16 protein-coding genes are annotated in these 17,047 nt (G+C 62.4%); 5 read left to right on the plus strand and 11 right to left on the minus strand.

Annotated elements, in window-relative coordinates:
• Positions 1-23 precede the first annotated feature (23 nt).
• The 3 genes from HWY45_RS07475 (at position 24) to HWY45_RS07485 (ending at position 4,301) form a co-directional block, all read left to right on the plus strand.
• Positions 24-1,283, plus strand: a complete 1,260-nt coding sequence (locus tag HWY45_RS07475; RefSeq protein WP_059879447.1) for an HlyD family secretion protein — start codon at positions 24-26, stop codon at positions 1,281-1,283.
• Between the two features lie 46 nt (positions 1,284-1,329).
• Positions 1,330-3,465 (plus strand): peptidase domain-containing ABC transporter, encoded by a 2,136-nt coding sequence (locus HWY45_RS07480; RefSeq protein ID WP_230946791.1) that lies wholly within the window; start codon positions 1,330-1,332, stop codon positions 3,463-3,465.
• A 272-nt stretch (positions 3,466-3,737) separates the two neighbouring features.
• Complete coding sequence (locus tag HWY45_RS07485; RefSeq protein ID WP_059879441.1) at positions 3,738-4,301, plus strand: flavodoxin family protein; 564 nt, start codon at positions 3,738-3,740, stop codon at positions 4,299-4,301.
• 578 nt (positions 4,302-4,879) lie between these two features.
• Here HWY45_RS07485 and HWY45_RS07490 read toward each other — a convergent pair.
• The 6 genes from HWY45_RS07490 to HWY45_RS07515 all read right to left on the minus strand — a co-directional run bounded on the left by HWY45_RS07490 (position 4,880) and on the right by HWY45_RS07515 (position 11,456).
• Positions 4,880-5,800: a fimbrial protein gene (locus HWY45_RS07490; RefSeq protein ID WP_230946790.1), complete on the minus strand. Its 921-nt coding sequence runs from the start codon at positions 5,798-5,800 to the stop codon at positions 4,880-4,882.
• Positions 5,801-5,962: 162 nt separating this feature from the next.
• Positions 5,963-6,142: a hypothetical protein gene (locus tag HWY45_RS07495; RefSeq protein ID WP_150999117.1), complete on the minus strand. Its 180-nt coding sequence runs from the start codon at positions 6,140-6,142 to the stop codon at positions 5,963-5,965.
• A gap of 211 nt (positions 6,143-6,353) precedes the next feature.
• Positions 6,354-7,484, minus strand: coding sequence for a fimbrial protein (locus HWY45_RS37285; protein ID WP_150999114.1), 1,131 nt, complete (start codon positions 7,482-7,484; stop codon positions 6,354-6,356).
• Complete coding sequence (locus HWY45_RS07505; protein ID WP_059879439.1) at positions 7,400-9,988, minus strand: fimbria/pilus outer membrane usher protein; 2,589 nt, start codon at positions 9,986-9,988, stop codon at positions 7,400-7,402. Before HWY45_RS07505 ends, HWY45_RS37285 begins: the two co-directional genes overlap by 85 nt.
• A 111-nt stretch (positions 9,989-10,099) precedes the next feature.
• A complete protein-coding gene (locus HWY45_RS07510) occupies positions 10,100-10,876 on the minus strand; it encodes a fimbria/pilus periplasmic chaperone (RefSeq protein WP_175038370.1) in 777 nt (258 codons plus the stop codon).
• 97 nt (positions 10,877-10,973) lie between these two features.
• Positions 10,974-11,456 carry a fimbrial protein gene (locus HWY45_RS07515; RefSeq protein WP_279607674.1) on the minus strand — a complete coding sequence of 161 codons (483 nt, stop codon included), beginning with the start codon at positions 11,454-11,456 and terminating at the stop codon, positions 10,974-10,976.
• Between the two features lie 474 nt (positions 11,457-11,930).
• Here HWY45_RS07515 and HWY45_RS07520 point away from each other — a divergent pair, with 474 nt between their 5' ends.
• Positions 11,931-12,224, plus strand: a complete 294-nt coding sequence (locus HWY45_RS07520) for a hypothetical protein (RefSeq protein WP_150999112.1) — start codon at positions 11,931-11,933, stop codon at positions 12,222-12,224.
• A 28-nt stretch (positions 12,225-12,252) separates the two neighbouring features.
• Here the strand turns inward: HWY45_RS07520 and HWY45_RS07525 are convergent, their stop codons facing one another.
• On the minus strand, positions 12,253-12,588 hold the full coding sequence (locus HWY45_RS07525; protein ID WP_230946789.1) for a YhfC family glutamic-type intramembrane protease: 336 nt from the start codon (positions 12,586-12,588) through the stop codon (positions 12,253-12,255).
• Positions 12,589-12,655: 67 nt separating this feature from the next.
• A complete protein-coding gene (locus HWY45_RS07530) occupies positions 12,656-12,979 on the minus strand; it encodes an H-type lectin domain-containing protein (protein WP_059879432.1) in 324 nt (107 codons plus the stop codon).
• 342 nt (positions 12,980-13,321) lie between these two features.
• On the opposite strand from HWY45_RS07530, the gene HWY45_RS07535 reads away from it, so the two are divergent.
• A complete protein-coding gene (locus tag HWY45_RS07535; protein WP_059879429.1) occupies positions 13,322-13,882 on the plus strand; it encodes an AidA/PixA family protein in 561 nt (186 codons plus the stop codon).
• 93 nt (positions 13,883-13,975) lie between these two features.
• Here the strand turns inward: HWY45_RS07535 and HWY45_RS07540 are convergent, their stop codons facing one another.
• The 3 genes from HWY45_RS07540 to HWY45_RS07550 form a co-directional block, all read right to left on the minus strand.
• Positions 13,976-16,213 carry a TOMM precursor leader peptide-binding protein gene (locus HWY45_RS07540; RefSeq protein WP_059879426.1) on the minus strand — a complete coding sequence of 746 codons (2,238 nt, stop codon included), beginning with the start codon at positions 16,211-16,213 and terminating at the stop codon, positions 13,976-13,978.
• 87 nt (positions 16,214-16,300) lie between these two features.
• Positions 16,301-16,663, minus strand: coding sequence for a BMA_0021/BMA_0022 family TOMM bacteriocin (locus tag HWY45_RS07545; protein ID WP_059565833.1), 363 nt, complete (start codon positions 16,661-16,663; stop codon positions 16,301-16,303).
• A gap of 20 nt (positions 16,664-16,683) precedes the next feature.
• The gene (locus tag HWY45_RS07550; RefSeq protein WP_059879423.1) at positions 16,684-17,028 is read right to left on the minus strand and encodes a BMA_0021/BMA_0022 family TOMM bacteriocin; all 345 of its coding nucleotides are present in this window, start codon (positions 17,026-17,028) and stop codon (positions 16,684-16,686) included.
• Positions 17,029-17,047: the final 19 nt, after the last annotated feature.

Here is a 17,047-nt window from a genome sequence, read left to right on the forward strand (position 1 = left end):
TTCTCCGCTTCCGGGAGCCGCACATGACTGATTCGCTGTTTCGACAGGAAGCGCTCGACGCGACCCGGCACAAGCTGATGGGCACCGTCAGCCTGTATTCGCCGCCATGGCGCTGGCTGACGATCGGTGTCGCGACGGCGACGACGCTCGCGCTCGTCGCGTTCCTCGTATTCGGCACGTACACGAAGCGCGAGCGTGTCGCCGGCCAGCTTCTGCCCGCGAAGGGGCTGCTGACGGTCGCACCGCCATTGATGGGCACCGTGATCGATACGCGCGTGCGCGAAGGGCAGACCGTCGCGGCCGGCGCCGAGCTGATGGCCGTATCGGCGGAGGTTGCGACCGAGCTCGGCAGCACGCGCGAGCGCGTCGGCGAGCAATTGAGGCTCCAGCGCACGCGCCTGGAGGCAGATCTCGCCAGCCAGTCGCAACTACGCGACGAGGCGAATCGCGGCCTGCGGGCACGCGCGGCGGCGCTCAACGACCAGCTTGCACAGATCGCCTTGCAGAAAACCCAGCGCGCACGCCAGATCGAGCTCGCGCAGCGGCAGCTCGGCAAGCTGCAGTCGATGCGCGAACAGGGCTATGCGTCGAACAGCCAGGTCGAGCAGCAGGAAGCCGCGCTGCTCGACGCCCAGGCGCGCGTGCAGGATCTCGCACGCCAGCGGCTCGACGTCGAGCAGCAGCTCGACCAGATCCGCCAGCAATTGCGCGAGCTGCCGCTCAATACGCGCAACCAGCAGAACGACATCGAACGCAAGCTGGCAGACGTCGACCAATCGATCGCAGAGAACGAGGCGCGCCGCGCGGTGATCCTGCGCGCGCCGCAGGCGAGCATCGTCGCGGCACTGCTCGCGAAGCCGGGGCAGGTCGTCAACGCGGGCCAGTCGGTCGTGTCGCTGCTGCCGCAGGGCGCGCAGCTCGAAGCGCAGCTGATGGTGCCGAGCCGCGCGATCGGCTTCGTGCGGCCGGGCGCGCGCGTCGTGCTGCGCTACCAGGCCTACCCGTTTCAGAAGTTCGGCCAGCAGTTCGGGCGCGTGTCCGACGTGTCGCGCACCGCGCTGTCGCCGCAGGAGGTCGCGAACCTGACCGGGCAGACCAACGTGCCCGAGCAGCTTTACCGCGTGATCGTCGCGCTCGATCGCCAGGACATCGCCGCGTACGGCAAGCGCGAAGCGCTGCGCCCCGGCATGGCGCTCGAGGCCGACGTGCTGATCGACAAGCGCCGGCTGATCGAGTGGGTGCTCGAGCCGCTGTACGCGCTCGGCCGCCGCGCGTCGGCATGAGCGCGCCCCACGCATTCGTTACGGAGCCTGTTGAACGATGAAATGGATGGATGCCCTGCAATTCGGCTGGCAGCGCCGCCTGCCCGTCATGCTGCAGACGCAGGCGGCCGAGTGCGGGCTCGCGTGCGTCGGGATGATCGCGAGCTACCACGGCCACGATCTCGACCTCGTCAGCCTGCGTCGGCGCTTCAACCCGTCGCTGAAAGGCGCGACACTCAACGACGTGATGCTGATCGCCTCCCGTCTCGACCTGACGTCGCGCGCGCTGCGGCTCGAACTCGACGAGCTCGGCAAACTGCGCCTTCCCTGCATCCTGCACTGGGACATGAGCCACTTCGTCGTGCTGAAATCGGTGTCGCGCGGCAAGATCACGATCCACGATCCCGCGCGCGGTGCGTACGATGTCCCGCTCGCCGAGGTGTCCGACCACTTCACCGGCATCGCGCTCGAATTGATGCCGTCGCCGTCGTTCACGCGCACCAAAGCGCGCGAATCGATCTCGATGGCGAAGCTCGTCGGCAGCGTCACGGGCATCCGGGCGGCGTTTGCTCAGGTGCTGCTGCTGTCGGCGGCGCTCGAGGTGTTCGGCATCGTCACGCCGTTCTACATGCAGTGGGTGATGGACCAGGTGCTGGTGTCGGCCGACGCCGACCTGCTGACGCTGCTCGCCGTCGGCTTCCTGCTCGTCGTGCTGTTCCAGCACGCGGTGTCGGCACTGCGCTCGTGGGTCGTCACGTGGTTCTCGAGCCTGCTCGGCGTACAGTGGACGGCGAACGTCTGCTCGCACCTGTTCCGGCTGCCGATGACTTACTTCGAACAACGCCACATCGGCGACGTGGTGTCGCGCTTCGGCGCGATCAACACGATCCAGAGCACGCTCACCACGCAGTTCGTCGGCGCGCTGCTCGACGGCGTGATGGCGATCGTGACGCTGGCGATGCTGTTCGTCTACAGCCCGACGCTGACGTGGCTCGTGCTCGGCCTGTTCGCCGCTTACGCACTGATCCGCTGGATCGCTTACCGGCCGTTCCGGCAGGCGAACGAGGAACAGATCGTGTACGCGGCGCGCGCGGAATCGAACCTGCTCGAATCGATCCGCGGCGTGCAGGCGATCAAGCTCGCGAACAAGCAGGAAGCGCGCGTCGCCACCTATGCGAACGCCGTCGTCGAGCGCACCAACAAGGACGTCGCGATCGAGCGGCTGTCGATCGGCTTCTCCACGCTGCAGGGCGTGATTGCCGGCGCGGGCCGCGTGGTGCTCGTGTGGCTGGCTGCGAAGCAGGTGCTCGACGGCCAGTTCTCGGCCGGGATGCTGGTCGCGTTCATCAGCTTCGCCGAGCAATTCCTGGCGCGCGGCGCCGCGCTGATCGGCACGCTGATCGACTTCAGGATGCTGCGCCTGCACGGTGAGCGTCTCGCCGACATCGTGCTGACCGACGTCGAACCCGACATGGAGGGAAAAGTCGCCCGATCGGCGGATGCGGGCTGTACGACGCCGCCCGCGATCGACGTGTGCGACGTGCGCTTCCGCTACGCGGAAACGGAGCCGTGGGTGCTCGACGGCTGTTCGTTGTCGATCGCGCCCGGCGAATCGGTCGCGCTCGTCGGGCCGTCCGGCCAGGGCAAGACGACGATGGCGAAACTGCTGCTCGGCCTGCTGACACCCGAGCACGGCAGCGTGCGCGTGGATGGCGTCGACATCCGCAAGCTCGGGCTCCATCGGCATCGCGAGTTGATCGGCTGCGTGATGCAGGACGACATCCTGTTCGCGGGCTCGATCGCCGACAACATCTGCTTCTTCGATCCGCAGCCGGATCAGGCGCGTATCGACGAAGCCGCGCGGCTCGCGCAGATCCACGACGACATCGTTGCGATGCCGATGGGGTATCAGAGCCTTGTCGGCGACATGGGATCGTCGCTGTCGGGCGGCCAGCGCCAGCGCGTGCTGCTTGCGCGCGCGTTCTATCGCAAGCCCGCGATTCTCGTGCTCGACGAGGCGACGAGCCATCTCGACGTCGAGCGCGAACGGTCGATCAACGATGCGGTGCGCGCGATGAACGTCACGCGGATCATCATCGCGCACCGGCCGGAAACGATCCGCAGCGCGGACCGGGTGATCGTGCTGGAGCACGGGTGCGCGCGCGAACAGGATCACGACGCGGTCGCTATCTCGTGCAGCTAGAGCTTGCAACAGTCAGAAAGGTTTCGCGGCAGCCATTCGAGCCGAATGACCACGCGCCTCCGTGACGTTGCGGCATCGGCACCGATCCTTCACCAGCACCGCCCTGCTCCCGGATTCTCGCAGGATGCGGGTAGAAACCTGCTGGAACACTGACGATTTGGGCACCCGGAGCCGACCGATGTGGGCACGTCACACACGCAACCGGCTTGCAAATATATGTTACCTTGGCTGTAACACATTCACTGCTTTTTCAACCTGACAAGGTGTTTTCCATGGTCAACGTAGCCGTCGTCTTCCACAGTGGTTATGGCCACACGTCCGTTATCGCCGAAGCCGTCGCGCGTGGCGTCGAGAAAATCGAGGGCGCCGTCGTCAAGCTGATCCCGGTCGATGCCATCGATCAGCATTGGTCGTATCTCGAGCATGACGCCGACGCGATGATCTTCGGCTCACCGACTTACGTGGGCAGCGTATCCGCGCAGTTCAAGGCCTTCATGGATGCGTCGACGAAGCAATGGGGCAAGTGGCGCGACAAACTCGCGGCCGGCTTCACGGTATCTGCATCGCAAAGCGGCGACAAGCTCGCGACGCTGCAGCAGCTCGCGCTCTTCTCGGCGCAACATCACATGATGTGGATCAGTCTCGGCCTCATGCCGGGAAACAACAGCAGCACCGGGTCGGTCGACGACATCAACCGGCTGGGCTCGTTCCTGGGCGCGATGACTCAGGCCAACGCCGATCAGGGAGGCGACACCATCCTGGAAAGCGACCGGATGACAGCGGAATTGCTCGGCGAGCGTGTCGCGAAGGCAGCGAAGCGCTGGAATAGCGCATAACGCCGTCGCCAAGAATACCGGCGGATAGCCCGACGGCCGCCATTCCATGCAGAAACGCGGCGACCGTTCGGGCACTCGATCACCGAGGATTCACCGAGTTGTTTGAGAACAGCGGTCGACATCGAGTCAATTCGAGCGGCTGCATAAATGGATCGGTTCGAAAGTCGCGTTCGTATCGCTTGCCGGTGCGCTGGGGCGATTCGTATAGACACGAGCGGCCCATGTGCTCACAAGGGGCCGGTTGTATCACCGCTCAACGCCCTATGCGTCCAATCCGGTCATTCAGGCGCACGGCCACCTCATTCGGATTAGGCGCGGCGAACTGCTTGCCGGCGCTGTTTCACCTTCCGACTTTCCCGTTCGATCGAGTGGAATTCATGCGTTGTGCCATACGGTCACGCGTCGGCACGCTCATCCCGTGGCAGTGTCGTAGAAGTGCCGATACGGCTTGGAAGGTCTCGATTCTTTGTCGTTGAGGTCAGAGAGCAAGTATCCACGCGAACACTTGCTCTCAGACATTCCGCCGCGCACCGGAAGAGCGTCGTTATTCGACGGCTTACGAGGCAGACAATCCGCAGTTACTGATAACTCATGGTGAAGGTCGCAAGACCATTAGCCATTCCCGGCGTCACCTTCGGCGCTGTCTGGATATATCGGGCAGTCAACGGAATGGTGAATGTCCCGTTTCCGGCTTCACCGGCCTTCCACTGGTTTGTGTTGCCCGTAGCGCTGGAATCCGGGCCATATTTGATCACCGTGCTGCCGTTCAGCACCTGGATGCCAATACCGGTCGCGGTGGCGTCCGAGGCAAGCGATAGTGTGTCCGACACGTTTCCTGGATTGGTATGATCCGTCAGCGTCGTATAAACGTTTGTGACCGTGCCAGTTTCGCCGCCTGAGCACTGCAACACGATATTAAATGGCTTACTGGATGAAACTGAGCCGACCCCTGTAAACGTACTCGCCGGCATGCTTCCCAGAGGGACCGTAATCGCCGGAGTGGTTACGCTGCACGTGGGCACCTGCGGCTGGACAACGATACCCCCACCGAACCGCCATGAAAGAAGGGGCCCTTCGGCTTCCGAGTACATACGACCCAACTCGCCTGAGATTACTCCCCCTGATGTGATCGGGCCTGTCTTGATAAGGTAGATCCTAAGCGAGGAAATCCTGCCCGGGGGAATCTGCATATAATCGCGGCTGGCGCCGATATAGTCATACGAATCCCAAAAGCGATTACTTTCTGCCCATTGGAAAGAAATACCCACCCCAGGAATCGGCGTCGAGTAAAGATAATTGGAGCCGGGTATCGGGCGGCCGATCTGCTGACGGTAATACACCCCTCCAAAGCCCCCATGGCAGTATACTCTCCCTCCCCCTTCGGTAGCAGCAAAATCAATTTCTTTCATGAGAAAAGTCTTGCCATTCGGGACGTTTGGATTGAACGACACATTAAAGCCAGGCGCGGTGTACACAACGGGCTTTGGTTCGCCAGGCATCGAGGGCTCCCAATACCCACCACCTGGGGTTGTCACGGAGCATCTCGATGCCCAGGCCCAGGCCCAACCCGGCACAGCAAGCGTCACAGCGAGCAGACAGGCGTAAATAAATCTTTTCATCGATTTCTCTCAAAGACAAATATATAAGAGTGCAGGTATCTTTTACGGAGCACACACCGCGTCCACCACCGTCCAAGGCGCGCGATCCTTTTCATTCGCCTTCGGCAGCACGATGGACATCCTGCATTGCGCGTTGACGCCGTCGCCCCACTTCACGCTGATTGGGCGCCAAGCACCGCTTGCCGGCGCTGTTTCGCCTTTCAATTTTCCAGTTCGATTCATGTGAAATTCGTGCGTTGCGCCATACGATCATGCATCGGCACACCGCACCCTGCGGTGTAATCATCGAAGCGACGATACGCCCTGGAAGGTCTCGGTTCTTTGTCGTTGAGGTCAGAGAGCAAGTGTCCACGCGAACACTTGCTCTCTGACATTCCGCCGCGCACCGGAAGAGCGTCTTTATTCGACGGCTTACGAGGCAGACAATCCGCAGTTACTGATAACTCATGGTGAACGTCGCAAGACCATCAGCCGTTCCCGCCGTCACCTTCGGCGCTGTCTGGATATACCGGGCAGTCAACGGAATGGTGAATGTCCCGTTTCCGGCTTCACCGGCCTTCCATTGGTTCGTGTTGCCCGTAGCGCTGGAATCCGGGCCATATTTGATCACCGTGCTTCCGTTCAGCACCTGAATGCCAATACCGGTTGCAGTGGAATCAGTGGCAAGCGATAGTGTGTCTGATACGTTGCCGGGATCGGTATGATCCGTCAGCGTTGTATGCACGTTTGTGACCGTGCCAGCGTCGCCACCTGAGCACTGCAGCACAATATTAAATGGTTTGCTAGGCGAAACCGTGCCGACTCCACTAAACGTACTCGAAGGCATGTTCCCCAGAGGAACTGTAATCGCCGGTGTAGTCACACGACACGTGGGCACCTTCGGTTCGACCACAATGCCTCCATTTATCCGAATTGAAACTATCTGAGTACGATCACCTTCTGCAAACCACCCTGCTATTTCCCCAACTACGACTCCCGATGCCGTGATCGGACCATACTTGACAAACGTAACTTCTAAAGTGGCATATTTATTTAGGTACGGTACTGAGTTCCCTATACCGGGATCAGCGTAGGGGAAAAGATACCCATTTTGTCCGCCAGCGAATTGGTAGCGGAATTTCATCCCGATACCGGGTATTCCCGACCAATACGTATTGTTGGTTACAAGTGGTGTTGTACCCCGGTACCAAAGAGGCGAGATGGGGCTGGAGCATGTAACCGCCCCCCCGCCCGAGACTATCGGCACACTTCTCAAAGCGAGAATTGTGCCGTTCGGAACGCTCGGATCAATGTCTCCAGTATTAAAACCGGAAAGCTCGTACACCAAGGGGGCGGACGATGGTTTCCCGCCTGTCGGGGTCATGCTGCATCCTGCCCAGGCCCAGTTTGGTATCACGCAAACTGCGGCAAGCAGACATGTCCAACTAAATCTTTTCATTGCAGTTCCAAGAGAAGAATGTATACGCACGGGCCGCTCTATTACTGGCCACACACCGCGTCCACCACCGTCCAAGGCGCGCGATCGTTTTCCTTCACCTTCGGCAGCACGATGGACATCCTGCATTGCGCGTTGACGCCGTCACCCCACTTCACGCTGAACTCACCTGAGTCACTCTTCATGCTGCGCACGATGATCCGTCCGGCCTGCGCAACCGTGCCGACCTCCTGGTTCGACGCGTCGAACACCTGCGCGCCAAACGGCAGCGGCTGACCGTCGGCAGTCTTCGCCCGAATGATCGCGGAACGCCCGCCGCCTTCGGTCTCGAACTTCAGCCGCACGACAGCGCCTGCCGTCGGCACCGCGTACTGCGAGGTCGACTTGAGCTCGACGCTCAACGGCAAGCCCTTCGGATCGATCTCCACGTCGTTCTTCGCGAACGGCCTCAGACTGGACACGACGGCATGCCCCCACGGATCGACGCGCAAGCCTGCGCCGTTCGTCACGCGAGCGCCGTTTGCCCCCTTCGCCTCGACGATCGCCACGGTTTCGCCCAGTTGCGGCGAGAACGCGATGCCGCCACCGTAGGCGACGATGCCACCCGACACCCCGGCGCCATACTGCTTGTAACCCGTGCCGGCCGACGCACTGCCCTTCACCGACGCGATCGGAGACATGTACGCCACGTTACCGGCCGCATTGGTCGTGGTGCGCGTGGAACCGCCGCCCGTGCTGCCGATATTGACACCGTACGTCAGCGCGTTGTCCTCACCCAGCGCGCCGGACAGCGATTGCTGGACCTGCGTGACGCCCCGCGAGTCGCGCTGCAAATTGGTCGACGAATAGGGTGCGTGGATACCGCGCCCGAGCGGCAGGCTGACGGTCAGCATCACCGTGTTGTTCCACTTGCGCTGCGACAGATCGAACTGGCGCGACATCGATACGCCATAGTTGATCCGCTTGAAGTTGTTGTTGTATCCCCCTTGGAATTGCGTATCCCGCCCGTCGCGATTCCAGTAATCCTGCGTCGAACCCGACAGATAGAACGAGCCGTACCCTTGCGGCAAAGTCTGGTTGACCGTGAGTTGCAGCCGGCCGCGCTGTACGCCGCTCGTCAACATATGGTCGGTCATGCCGCGCCCGGCGAGATCCCGCAATGCGGCGGCATCCTGCAGGCTCAAGAAGCCGCTGCTCGAATAGCGGTACGCGGCCACTGTAATGTTCGTGTTCGTCGGGGCAAGCAGCTTGCTGTAAGTGATCCGCACACTTTGCCCGCTGCGATTCGGCTGGTTCGGCAGGCGCGTATTCGACTGTGTGACGTCCAGACCGACCGCGCCCAACTCGGTGTTCAGCGACGCGCCCAATGCGCCGGCAAGATAACCATCGGCGGCCTGAATGCCGCCATAGGCCGTCAAGGCATTCGTGAAGCCGTGCGTCACCGTGCCCTCGAACATCAGCGGCGACTCGTTCAACTGCTGGTTGCGGTACTTGCCCACGGTGAAGCTATAGCGGGTACTGCCCGGGCGCAGCGCATTGACAGGCGCCGCGTAAGGCACGTGCGATACATGCTTGCTGCCGTCGGCTTCGGTCACCTCGACCTCGAGATCCCCGCCGTAGCCGGTCGGGTACAGGTCGTCGATCACGAACGCGCCTGCGGCGACGTTGGTTTCGTAAATGACGTTGCCGTTCTGACGGATCTTGACCAGCGCATTGCTGTTCGCCATCCCGTGAACCGTCGGCGCATAGCCGCGCTGGGATTCCGGGTACATGCGATCGTCCGACACCAGCTGCGCGCCGCGAAAGCCGACGCTATCGAAAATCGTGCCGTTGGTGTACGCGTCGCCGACGACGAACTGGCCTTTCAGCCGCGTGATCGAACGCGCAACGTTGGTTTGGACACTCTGATAGTGCGTACCGTTGGTCGGGTTGTACGAGAGGCTGCCGGTATGCCGAAACCGCCACGGGCCCATATTGGCGCCCAGGGTCAGCCCCGTGTAGACCTGCGTCGACGACATTCCCGCCGTGTCGGTGCGGTAGACGTTTGCGTCGTACTTCAGCAGCGCGGCCGGCACCCCTTCGTCCCAGTAGCGCGGATCGACATATTCCCGCGCGTTGCGGATCATCGATGCTTGAGGCACGCTGATATCGAGCCGTTGCTCGCCGTTGTCGAACTGCGCCGTTGCGTCCGGCACCAGTTCCGGCAAAGTCAGGCATGCGCCAGCACCCGCCGCGGCGACGTTATCGATCGACGCCTGCGCCTCTTTCGACAATTTCGACAGATCGACGCCAATACGATCGAGTAGTGCGCGATCGAAGCACGGCTGCACGTCATCGCTACTGGCGCCCCGCTGCCTGAGCGTGACGTCCGCGCGACCCAGCCACGATTGGTTGACGTAGATATCCGTGCGGTACGTGCCGGGCGACGCTACGTTGCCTTTGTTGTAACGGCTGACGTCGACACGCGTCGCACCCCGCTGCTGCAGGAACAAATCGTTGAACTCAACCTCGCCGCTCTTCACCGCACCAGCGGTGTCATTCGCGGACGCTTCCGTGCAGGCGAACAACGCACACGCAACCAGCGCGCAGGGACGCAGGGGGAGAGAGAGAGCAGTTTGGTATTTTCGTTGCATGGATTACCTGGACGGGAATATCTGCGACAAGGCCAATCCGTGCAGCCAACTCGCTAAGGAAAACTAATATCTTGTGACAAGATGGAATAGGCAGATGCAGTCGTGCAGCGCTTAATCGTGCGGATGCGTGCGCGCAGGGGCGTCATCTCGTTGCAACATCGAGCTTCCGTCGACAGCGCCGCCAAAGTCATTCAACGTCGTGTAATGCACTTTCAGATCTGCCGCCGCGGGCACATCGCCCTTCAACGGAAAGACCCGGCTTTCCTGCGGATTGACCATGTCGGCAACCGCGGTTGACGTTTTGCCACCTGCGCTTGCACTGATTGCCGTGAACGAAACGTGGTACGGCGTCGGATTACGTGCCTCGAGCGCCGGATGGCCGTCTTTTTGCGTCAGACGCCATTCGATCTTTGCCGGTGCGTCTTCGACTGCTGCCTTGAGGTCTGTCGGGCGGTAAAACACCTTGATTCGCGTGCGAAGGACGAGCTGCAGCTTGTTGGCGTCTTCCGCCGCCGCCTTGGGCGGCGCCTCCAGCACGTTGAGCCAGAACAGCGACTCCTTTTGCTTCGGCAGCGGCTCCCCCATGTAAACAACGCGCAGCGTCTGGCCTTTGCCGGGATCGATACGCGACATGGGCGGCGTGACCGTGAACGGCGCATCGATATCCGACGGCGCGGCCTTGATATTCCCGCTATCGATCCAGGCCTGCACCAACGCCGGCGACTGCCCCTGGTTCGACAGCTTGATCGTGACCTCGGCATCTTTGGCGTTATAGATCAGGCGGGTGCCCGCCACGACGACCGACGCCTGCGCGTCCAGAGCCCCAGTCAACCCCAGCAGAACGCATCCGCCTGCAAGACATTTACGATAGGATTGCTTAATGTTCATGGAATTTTCGCGCTCCAACGGAGATGGATGAATGGGTGAGGCAGTGATAAACCTGCCTCACCCCGCTATGGGCGGGTGGTGACCCTACCCTCTCGCTTTACTGGTACACGAGCGAATACATGACCGACGAGTTTGCCGCACCGGCCGTTGCAGCGCCGGTCGCGACGTAGCGCGCGTAGTACTGCAGCGTTGCGGCGTTGTCGACGATCGACACCGACTTCGAGTTCTGCGACGCATCGGCGGCACCCGCCTTGATCGGCGAGAGATCATCGTTCGCCAGGCCGATCTGGACGTTCTTCGCGCCACCGGTGGCGACGATCAGGTTGCCCGTCGTCAGATCGGTCGTTGCACCCGGTTCGAAGAAGGTGTGGACGCTACCCGTCGGCGACGAGCACTTCGTCAGCGCGATGCTGAACGGCGTTTGACCGGCGGTCTGCCCCGCAGCGGACAGCGCGCTGGTGGAAACCGAAGGCAGCGCGACCGTGAAGTCCTTCGAGCCCGCGCCGTTGCCGTTGATCGTGCACGTTTGCGACGTCACGGCGCCGGTGAAGGTGATGGTGCCGTCGACTGCTTGCGCCATCGCAGGAATTCCAGCCATGACTGCAAATGCTGCTGCGATACCGACTTTCTGAAAGTTCATAACTGACCTCTATAAAGATTGATTTTCGTAACGAAATAGCCACGGCACGTTAATTCCAAGCGTGTTCTTGGTGATCAGTCTCGTTGCGTATTTCGATGCTCATTATCGAAATCTGCAGCTTCCGTGGCTATTTGACGGAGTACGATTTGTGCGCCGCCAATCCCATGACTTGTACGAAAATCACTAATTGATCTGGCTGGGCTCGCGTGAAGTGTCACAAACGTAAAACGACAGCGCGGCAGGGGCCCCCTGGGTGCCCTCATTGAGCCAGCGATGCTTATGCCAGCCCTGGTCGTCGCATCTGCTTTGAGCAGGGTCATACAGATGTCGCTCAGGATCGCAAAGTTCTGCGCGGCATGATTTACGCGAGCCAGGCATTGGTCTTAACCGAAGGCCACGTTCAGCACCCGGTGCATGATGTTCTCGATGCGCCAATACGCCCGCACGGCGCGCGCATTCCTTGCGGCGTCGGGAGGCTTGCTCGATACGTTGTCATGCCGCCCGGTCATCCTGGCGTCGCCGATTTCGCCAAGTGACCGCCATCATCACGATCGAACGCAGCTCGGGCCATCAGTCCGGATCCGATTCCCGGCACGTAAGGATGTCGCTGGCGATACACCGGTGCGTTTCGATTCAGCCGTGATCCTTGTCGATTTCCTGATGTTCGGTGGTTTGGTTGCGATACGCGTTCGGCATGCATTCGATTGAACCATGCGCATTTCGGGCCGACACGGCATCACAGCGCCACGTCATGCTTCGGCGACCCCGCGCCTCCATTCGGCATTCGGCTGCAACGCACTCCGAACCACAGCACGAGCACGGCGCACACGACCAGCGTCCCCTCGATCAACACGGTGTCCACATTCCAGTAACGGGCCAGGAACACGACCAGCAGGTCGAGCACGAAGTGGAGTGCGATCGCCACCGCAAGCCAGCGCTTCCCGCCGCCGACGAATGACCGCAGGACGATCAGCGACAGGCCGACGTGCACCGCCATCGCACTCGCACGCTCCACCAGTGCGAGCAAGGGTGACGCAATCGTCATGGTCCGGAACTGCGCGTCGATCGACATGTGAGACGCGCCAGCAGCGGCGCGTCACGCCGAAACAGCGCGGCCGTCGCTCAATCTCCGATCACGCTCAATAAGTCGGGATTTCCGCGATGTACGAGATATGGAGGTTCTGCCCCCAGCCGGCGCCCGAATACTCCGGGCGCGAATAATCTTCCCGGGTGATGTTGACGTTGAACCCGGTGGTGGTCACGTGGGTCACCGTCACCGAGAACGTGTCCGGATAGGTGGATGACACGTTGGGATCCTGGAGTGCCGTCACGATGACAACGGGCGTGCTCGAGAACCCGACCGGGAAGTTGATTTTCCGGTTGAGCGGCAGGTTATACCCGGTTTTCTGCGTGCCGCCCGGATAAGCGCCGACTGCCTGTTTCGCCACGATTCTTTCGCCCATTTCAAGCTCCTTGTGAACACGGCACGTTCTCGTCGTGAATGAGCCTCGCGTGAAAGCACGCCGCTCGGACACCAAGCTAGGTCGAGCGCACGGCAAAAGCGATTACGCGCAATTACGCGATTGAAGCGGGTATCCGGATTCGTCGAAACAGAGCCGCAAGCTCCGCGAGCCGTAATCACATGTAATCGCTTCGCGCGCCGGTCCTCCCTATGCTGCAAGCACTCTTCCGCAAGCCTTGATTTCTTCGAAGGTGCCGCCTTGCAAACCGGAAGAGACGCAGACGCCATTGGCGTCGCTACTCGGCAGGTCATTTTTCAATATATCAACGCGAAAGGAATTGCCATGGGTACCAGCAAGATCATCGATGTCCTGATCGCCCTCGACGTCGAGGAAATCCTGAAAAACTATCCGTCGCTCAGTCAGTCAAAGGAACAGCCGACCCTCCTTACCAATGCCGTAGATTGCATCTACATGCTGACTACTCGTGCGAATGCCGTCTATGGCTATGGCCCGAACCAGGGCGGCGCACAGGGCGAAGGCGGCAATGATTTGAATGTCAAGGCGAGCGTCAACGACAGCATCCGCTGGCGCACCGTTTCGCTTACCGACACGGCCGAGTACACGTGTTTTCTGTACGAGTACAAGCTGCTCTCCAGCTCCATCGGCAAGGATCTGCTGGGCAAGAAGACGTACGAAACCGCCAACGTGTCCGAGCCTTACCCCGTCGAGGGCTGGCCCGAAGTCATGCAGGTGCAAAGAGAGCCGCGAGCAGATTTCAAAGCGCGCGCCACCGTCCTGAACGCCGGCAGCGAAATCTATTATTTCTACGTGGCCATTTACGACAACCTCGGGCATCTGAAGGGCTACATCCGCTGGGATCCGCGCCTCACCGTCAGCGGCTGAACCCGAACCGGCGCCACGGGGCAAGGCGGGCGGAGCCCGCTCGCCCCGTCCACCTGACGGGCCCTTGCTTCCGCAGACGGACCAGCCATCAAGTCAGAGAAACAGCAGCGCCGGATTCAACGCCGATTCGTCACATGGCGCGTCGCGCCAATCCAGCGCCACTGGAACCGAGTAAAGCCGCCGCGCACCCAACCGCGGCCAGAAATGACACAGCCCCGGCGCGATGACCTGCGCCACGGACAACCCGATATCGGGCCGCGTCTTGTCGACGACGAGCACATCCATGCCGGCCGCCGCGATTTTCCCGACGCAATGCGCGATCGCCGCCGGCAACGTGTCGGCGTCGATCGGCGGCCACGTCGAGCCTGTCGTGCGGCGCACATCGTTCGCCGGATACAGGAAGCCGGTTTCCGAAAGCTTTTCCCTATCCCAAGGATGCGGGGCATCCGCTGCAATATCGAGCAACTGGTTGACTTCGGTCAGCGCGCGCTGCACGGCGATACGGGCGTCGAGATGGCAGCCGAAGCCGATCGAGAAGCGTCCATCGGCCGGATTTTCGGCCAACGCGGCCACGGCCGGCACGCCGAGATCGTGCGTGATGTCGAGCGCCCACAGACGCCACCCGAACGATTCGTACTCCCGCACGAGCGCATCGAAATACGGCTCTTCGAAACTCGCGAGATCGATCCCGGGGCGCGGACTCCGGTTGTACCACCAGATCGCGACCGCATCGCGCTCGATCAATTCGAGCATGCCTTGCAGAATCGCCTCGTCGAGGGTCGATCCCGCCGCGCAGCCGTTCGGGTTGTGCACGCATGCGACATCGGCCTGCGCGCTGTCGGGCGTCTCCGCATAGCAGTAGCTCAGCGGCACGAGGCGGCGCTTCCCGGAAACGAGCGACCACGCGGGCGTCCAGTCGATGACGTCGCGCGCCGTAAAGCGCGGCGGCACTTGCTTTCGGATATCGCGCGTCAGTGCGTTGATGGCCTCGCGCGCGTCGAATTGCCGTTCGCTGAACTGCTGAAGCGCGTTGACGTGAATCGGTTCGGCATCGCATGCCGGATCGGCGAGCAGCGCTTCCATGCTGCCGGTCACCTTTGCTTCGTCTCCCTGATAAACGCTGCTGAACCGTTCGAGCGCTTCGCACAGCGCGCTCGCGCGCGCCTGCTCGTCGGTGCGGCCCTTGCCGGAGCAGATCCGGTCGAAGCGGTTGCTGGCCGGCACGGCGGCCGGACACACGAGGAAGCCGGACGCATACACCTTGCGCATGCCGGCGTGCCGCTTCGGCATCGGGTGCAGATACGCGATCGCGCCGCTGATCGGCGAGATCAAAGACGCATGGCGTTCGAACACCTGTTGCGGATCGGCGGTGCGGTAGCCGCCGTCGGCACGCGCCAGCCGCGCATGATCGGCGAGCCGCGGCGCATGCGCCGCCTGCTCGCGCATCCACGCGGGATTGCCGCAGCGCGGGCATTGAGGCCGCCTGCGCACCGGGTGCGGCTCGGCAGCCAGCGTGTCGATGCGCTGCGCGACGATCCGCGTGCGCGCGCGCTCCGCCGCGGCGGGGTTGACGGCAATCTGCTCGACCGTCGCCGCGACGAGCGCCGCAGCAGCGGCGGCGGCGGCGCGCGAAGCAGCCGGCGGCGGACGCGTCGCACCGGTGCCGTGATGGCGTGCGAGCAACGCTTCGACGGGCCGGTTGAGGCGGATCCAGTAGCGCACGCATTCGATGCACGGCGCGTCGGCGCGCGCGTCGTCGCCGGCCAGCAGCGGCCCGATCAGCGTCTGCACGCCGTTGGCCGCCACGACGAGCAACGCCCCGCCGCGCGCCGCCACGCGGGCGGCGCACGCGGCGAGATCGTCGCGGTCGTGCGTGTCGGCGATCGCGACGGTCAGTTCGGCGTCCGGCGCGACGTCGATGCCTGCGGCCGCGAACGCCAACCTGAATGCGGCATCGTCTGCGCCGAACGCCTCGACCGCGACGCGCAGCTGCGCGACGCGCGCGCACGCTGCGTCGCCGTCGAGTCCGGCGCGCTCGAAGAAGCCGCGTGCCGCATCGTCGCCGTGCGGCGCGTCAGCGCGCACGTATGCGCGACGCACCAGATGATCGAGCCCGGCGAGCACGTCCCATTCTCCGAACTCGCCCGCGAGCGAGGTCACGATCTCGGCGATCGTCATCCGCGCCCGCAAGCAGGCGGCGATCCGCACGAAGATCGCACCGGACAACATCGCGCGCTTGAATTCGTCGACGACGAACAGCGTGTCGGGCCCCGCGTCGAGCACGCGCAAATGCGGCTTGAAACGCAATACGCGCGAAAAATCGTCGAGCATCGTGTGGCTCCGTGCAACGGGTGAACGCGGCGCGACCCGTGCCGCCTGCACGGGCCGCGCCGCGGTGCGCGGCTCGGCCGCGCGGGGTCAGCAGCAGGTGAACAGGTAGCTCGGCCCGGCGTCGCAGTAGGCCGCGAGCGCGACGGCCTCTTCATCCAGGTTCGTCGGCTGCTCCGGTATGCCGACCGTCATCGCGTTGCGCGGCAGGTTCCAGCTCCCGCCCCCTTTGCCGTCGCTCGTCCAGCCGCGGCCGGCTTCCGGCTTGACGACCTCGATGTCGATGATCCACGGGCACTGATAGCCGAAGTACTTCGCGAGCGCCTCGAGCGGATTCGCCAGCAGTTCGCCCTTGAATTCCGGGTCACGCCAGGAAAGCGCGATCGCGCGCAGATAGACCTTCTGAAACTCCAGCATCGATTCGAGCGTCGGATTGGCGTTGTTGTTTGCCATGTCGGTTTCCCCTGGGGTCGTCAATCCATGATGGTGATGTGGTTCGCGTTGTAGGCGGCCAGCGCCTGCGCGAATTGCTTCTCGTCCGCCGGCGCGGGCGGCAGGAACAGGGTGAGCTTGTTCTTATGGCCGGCGGTCCAGTCGCCGTTGACGCTCGGCGTCCAGGCCGACGATTTGGTCTGCACCTTCAGATCGAGCCGAAACGGAAAGTGGTAGTCGAAATGCTCGCGCAGCGCCTTGACCGGATCGGCCTCGAGTTCGTCGAGAAACGCCCGGGAATGCCACGTGAGGGCGATCGCCCGGATGATGACGGCCCGGTATTCGAGAAACTGCTCGTACGTCGGTAATCGAAGATCCTTGCTCATCGGTCTGTTCTCCTGATGG

This window comes from Burkholderia stagnalis, from assembly GCF_902830275.1.
Lineage (GTDB): Bacteria > Pseudomonadota > Gammaproteobacteria > Burkholderiales > Burkholderiaceae > Burkholderia > Burkholderia stagnalis.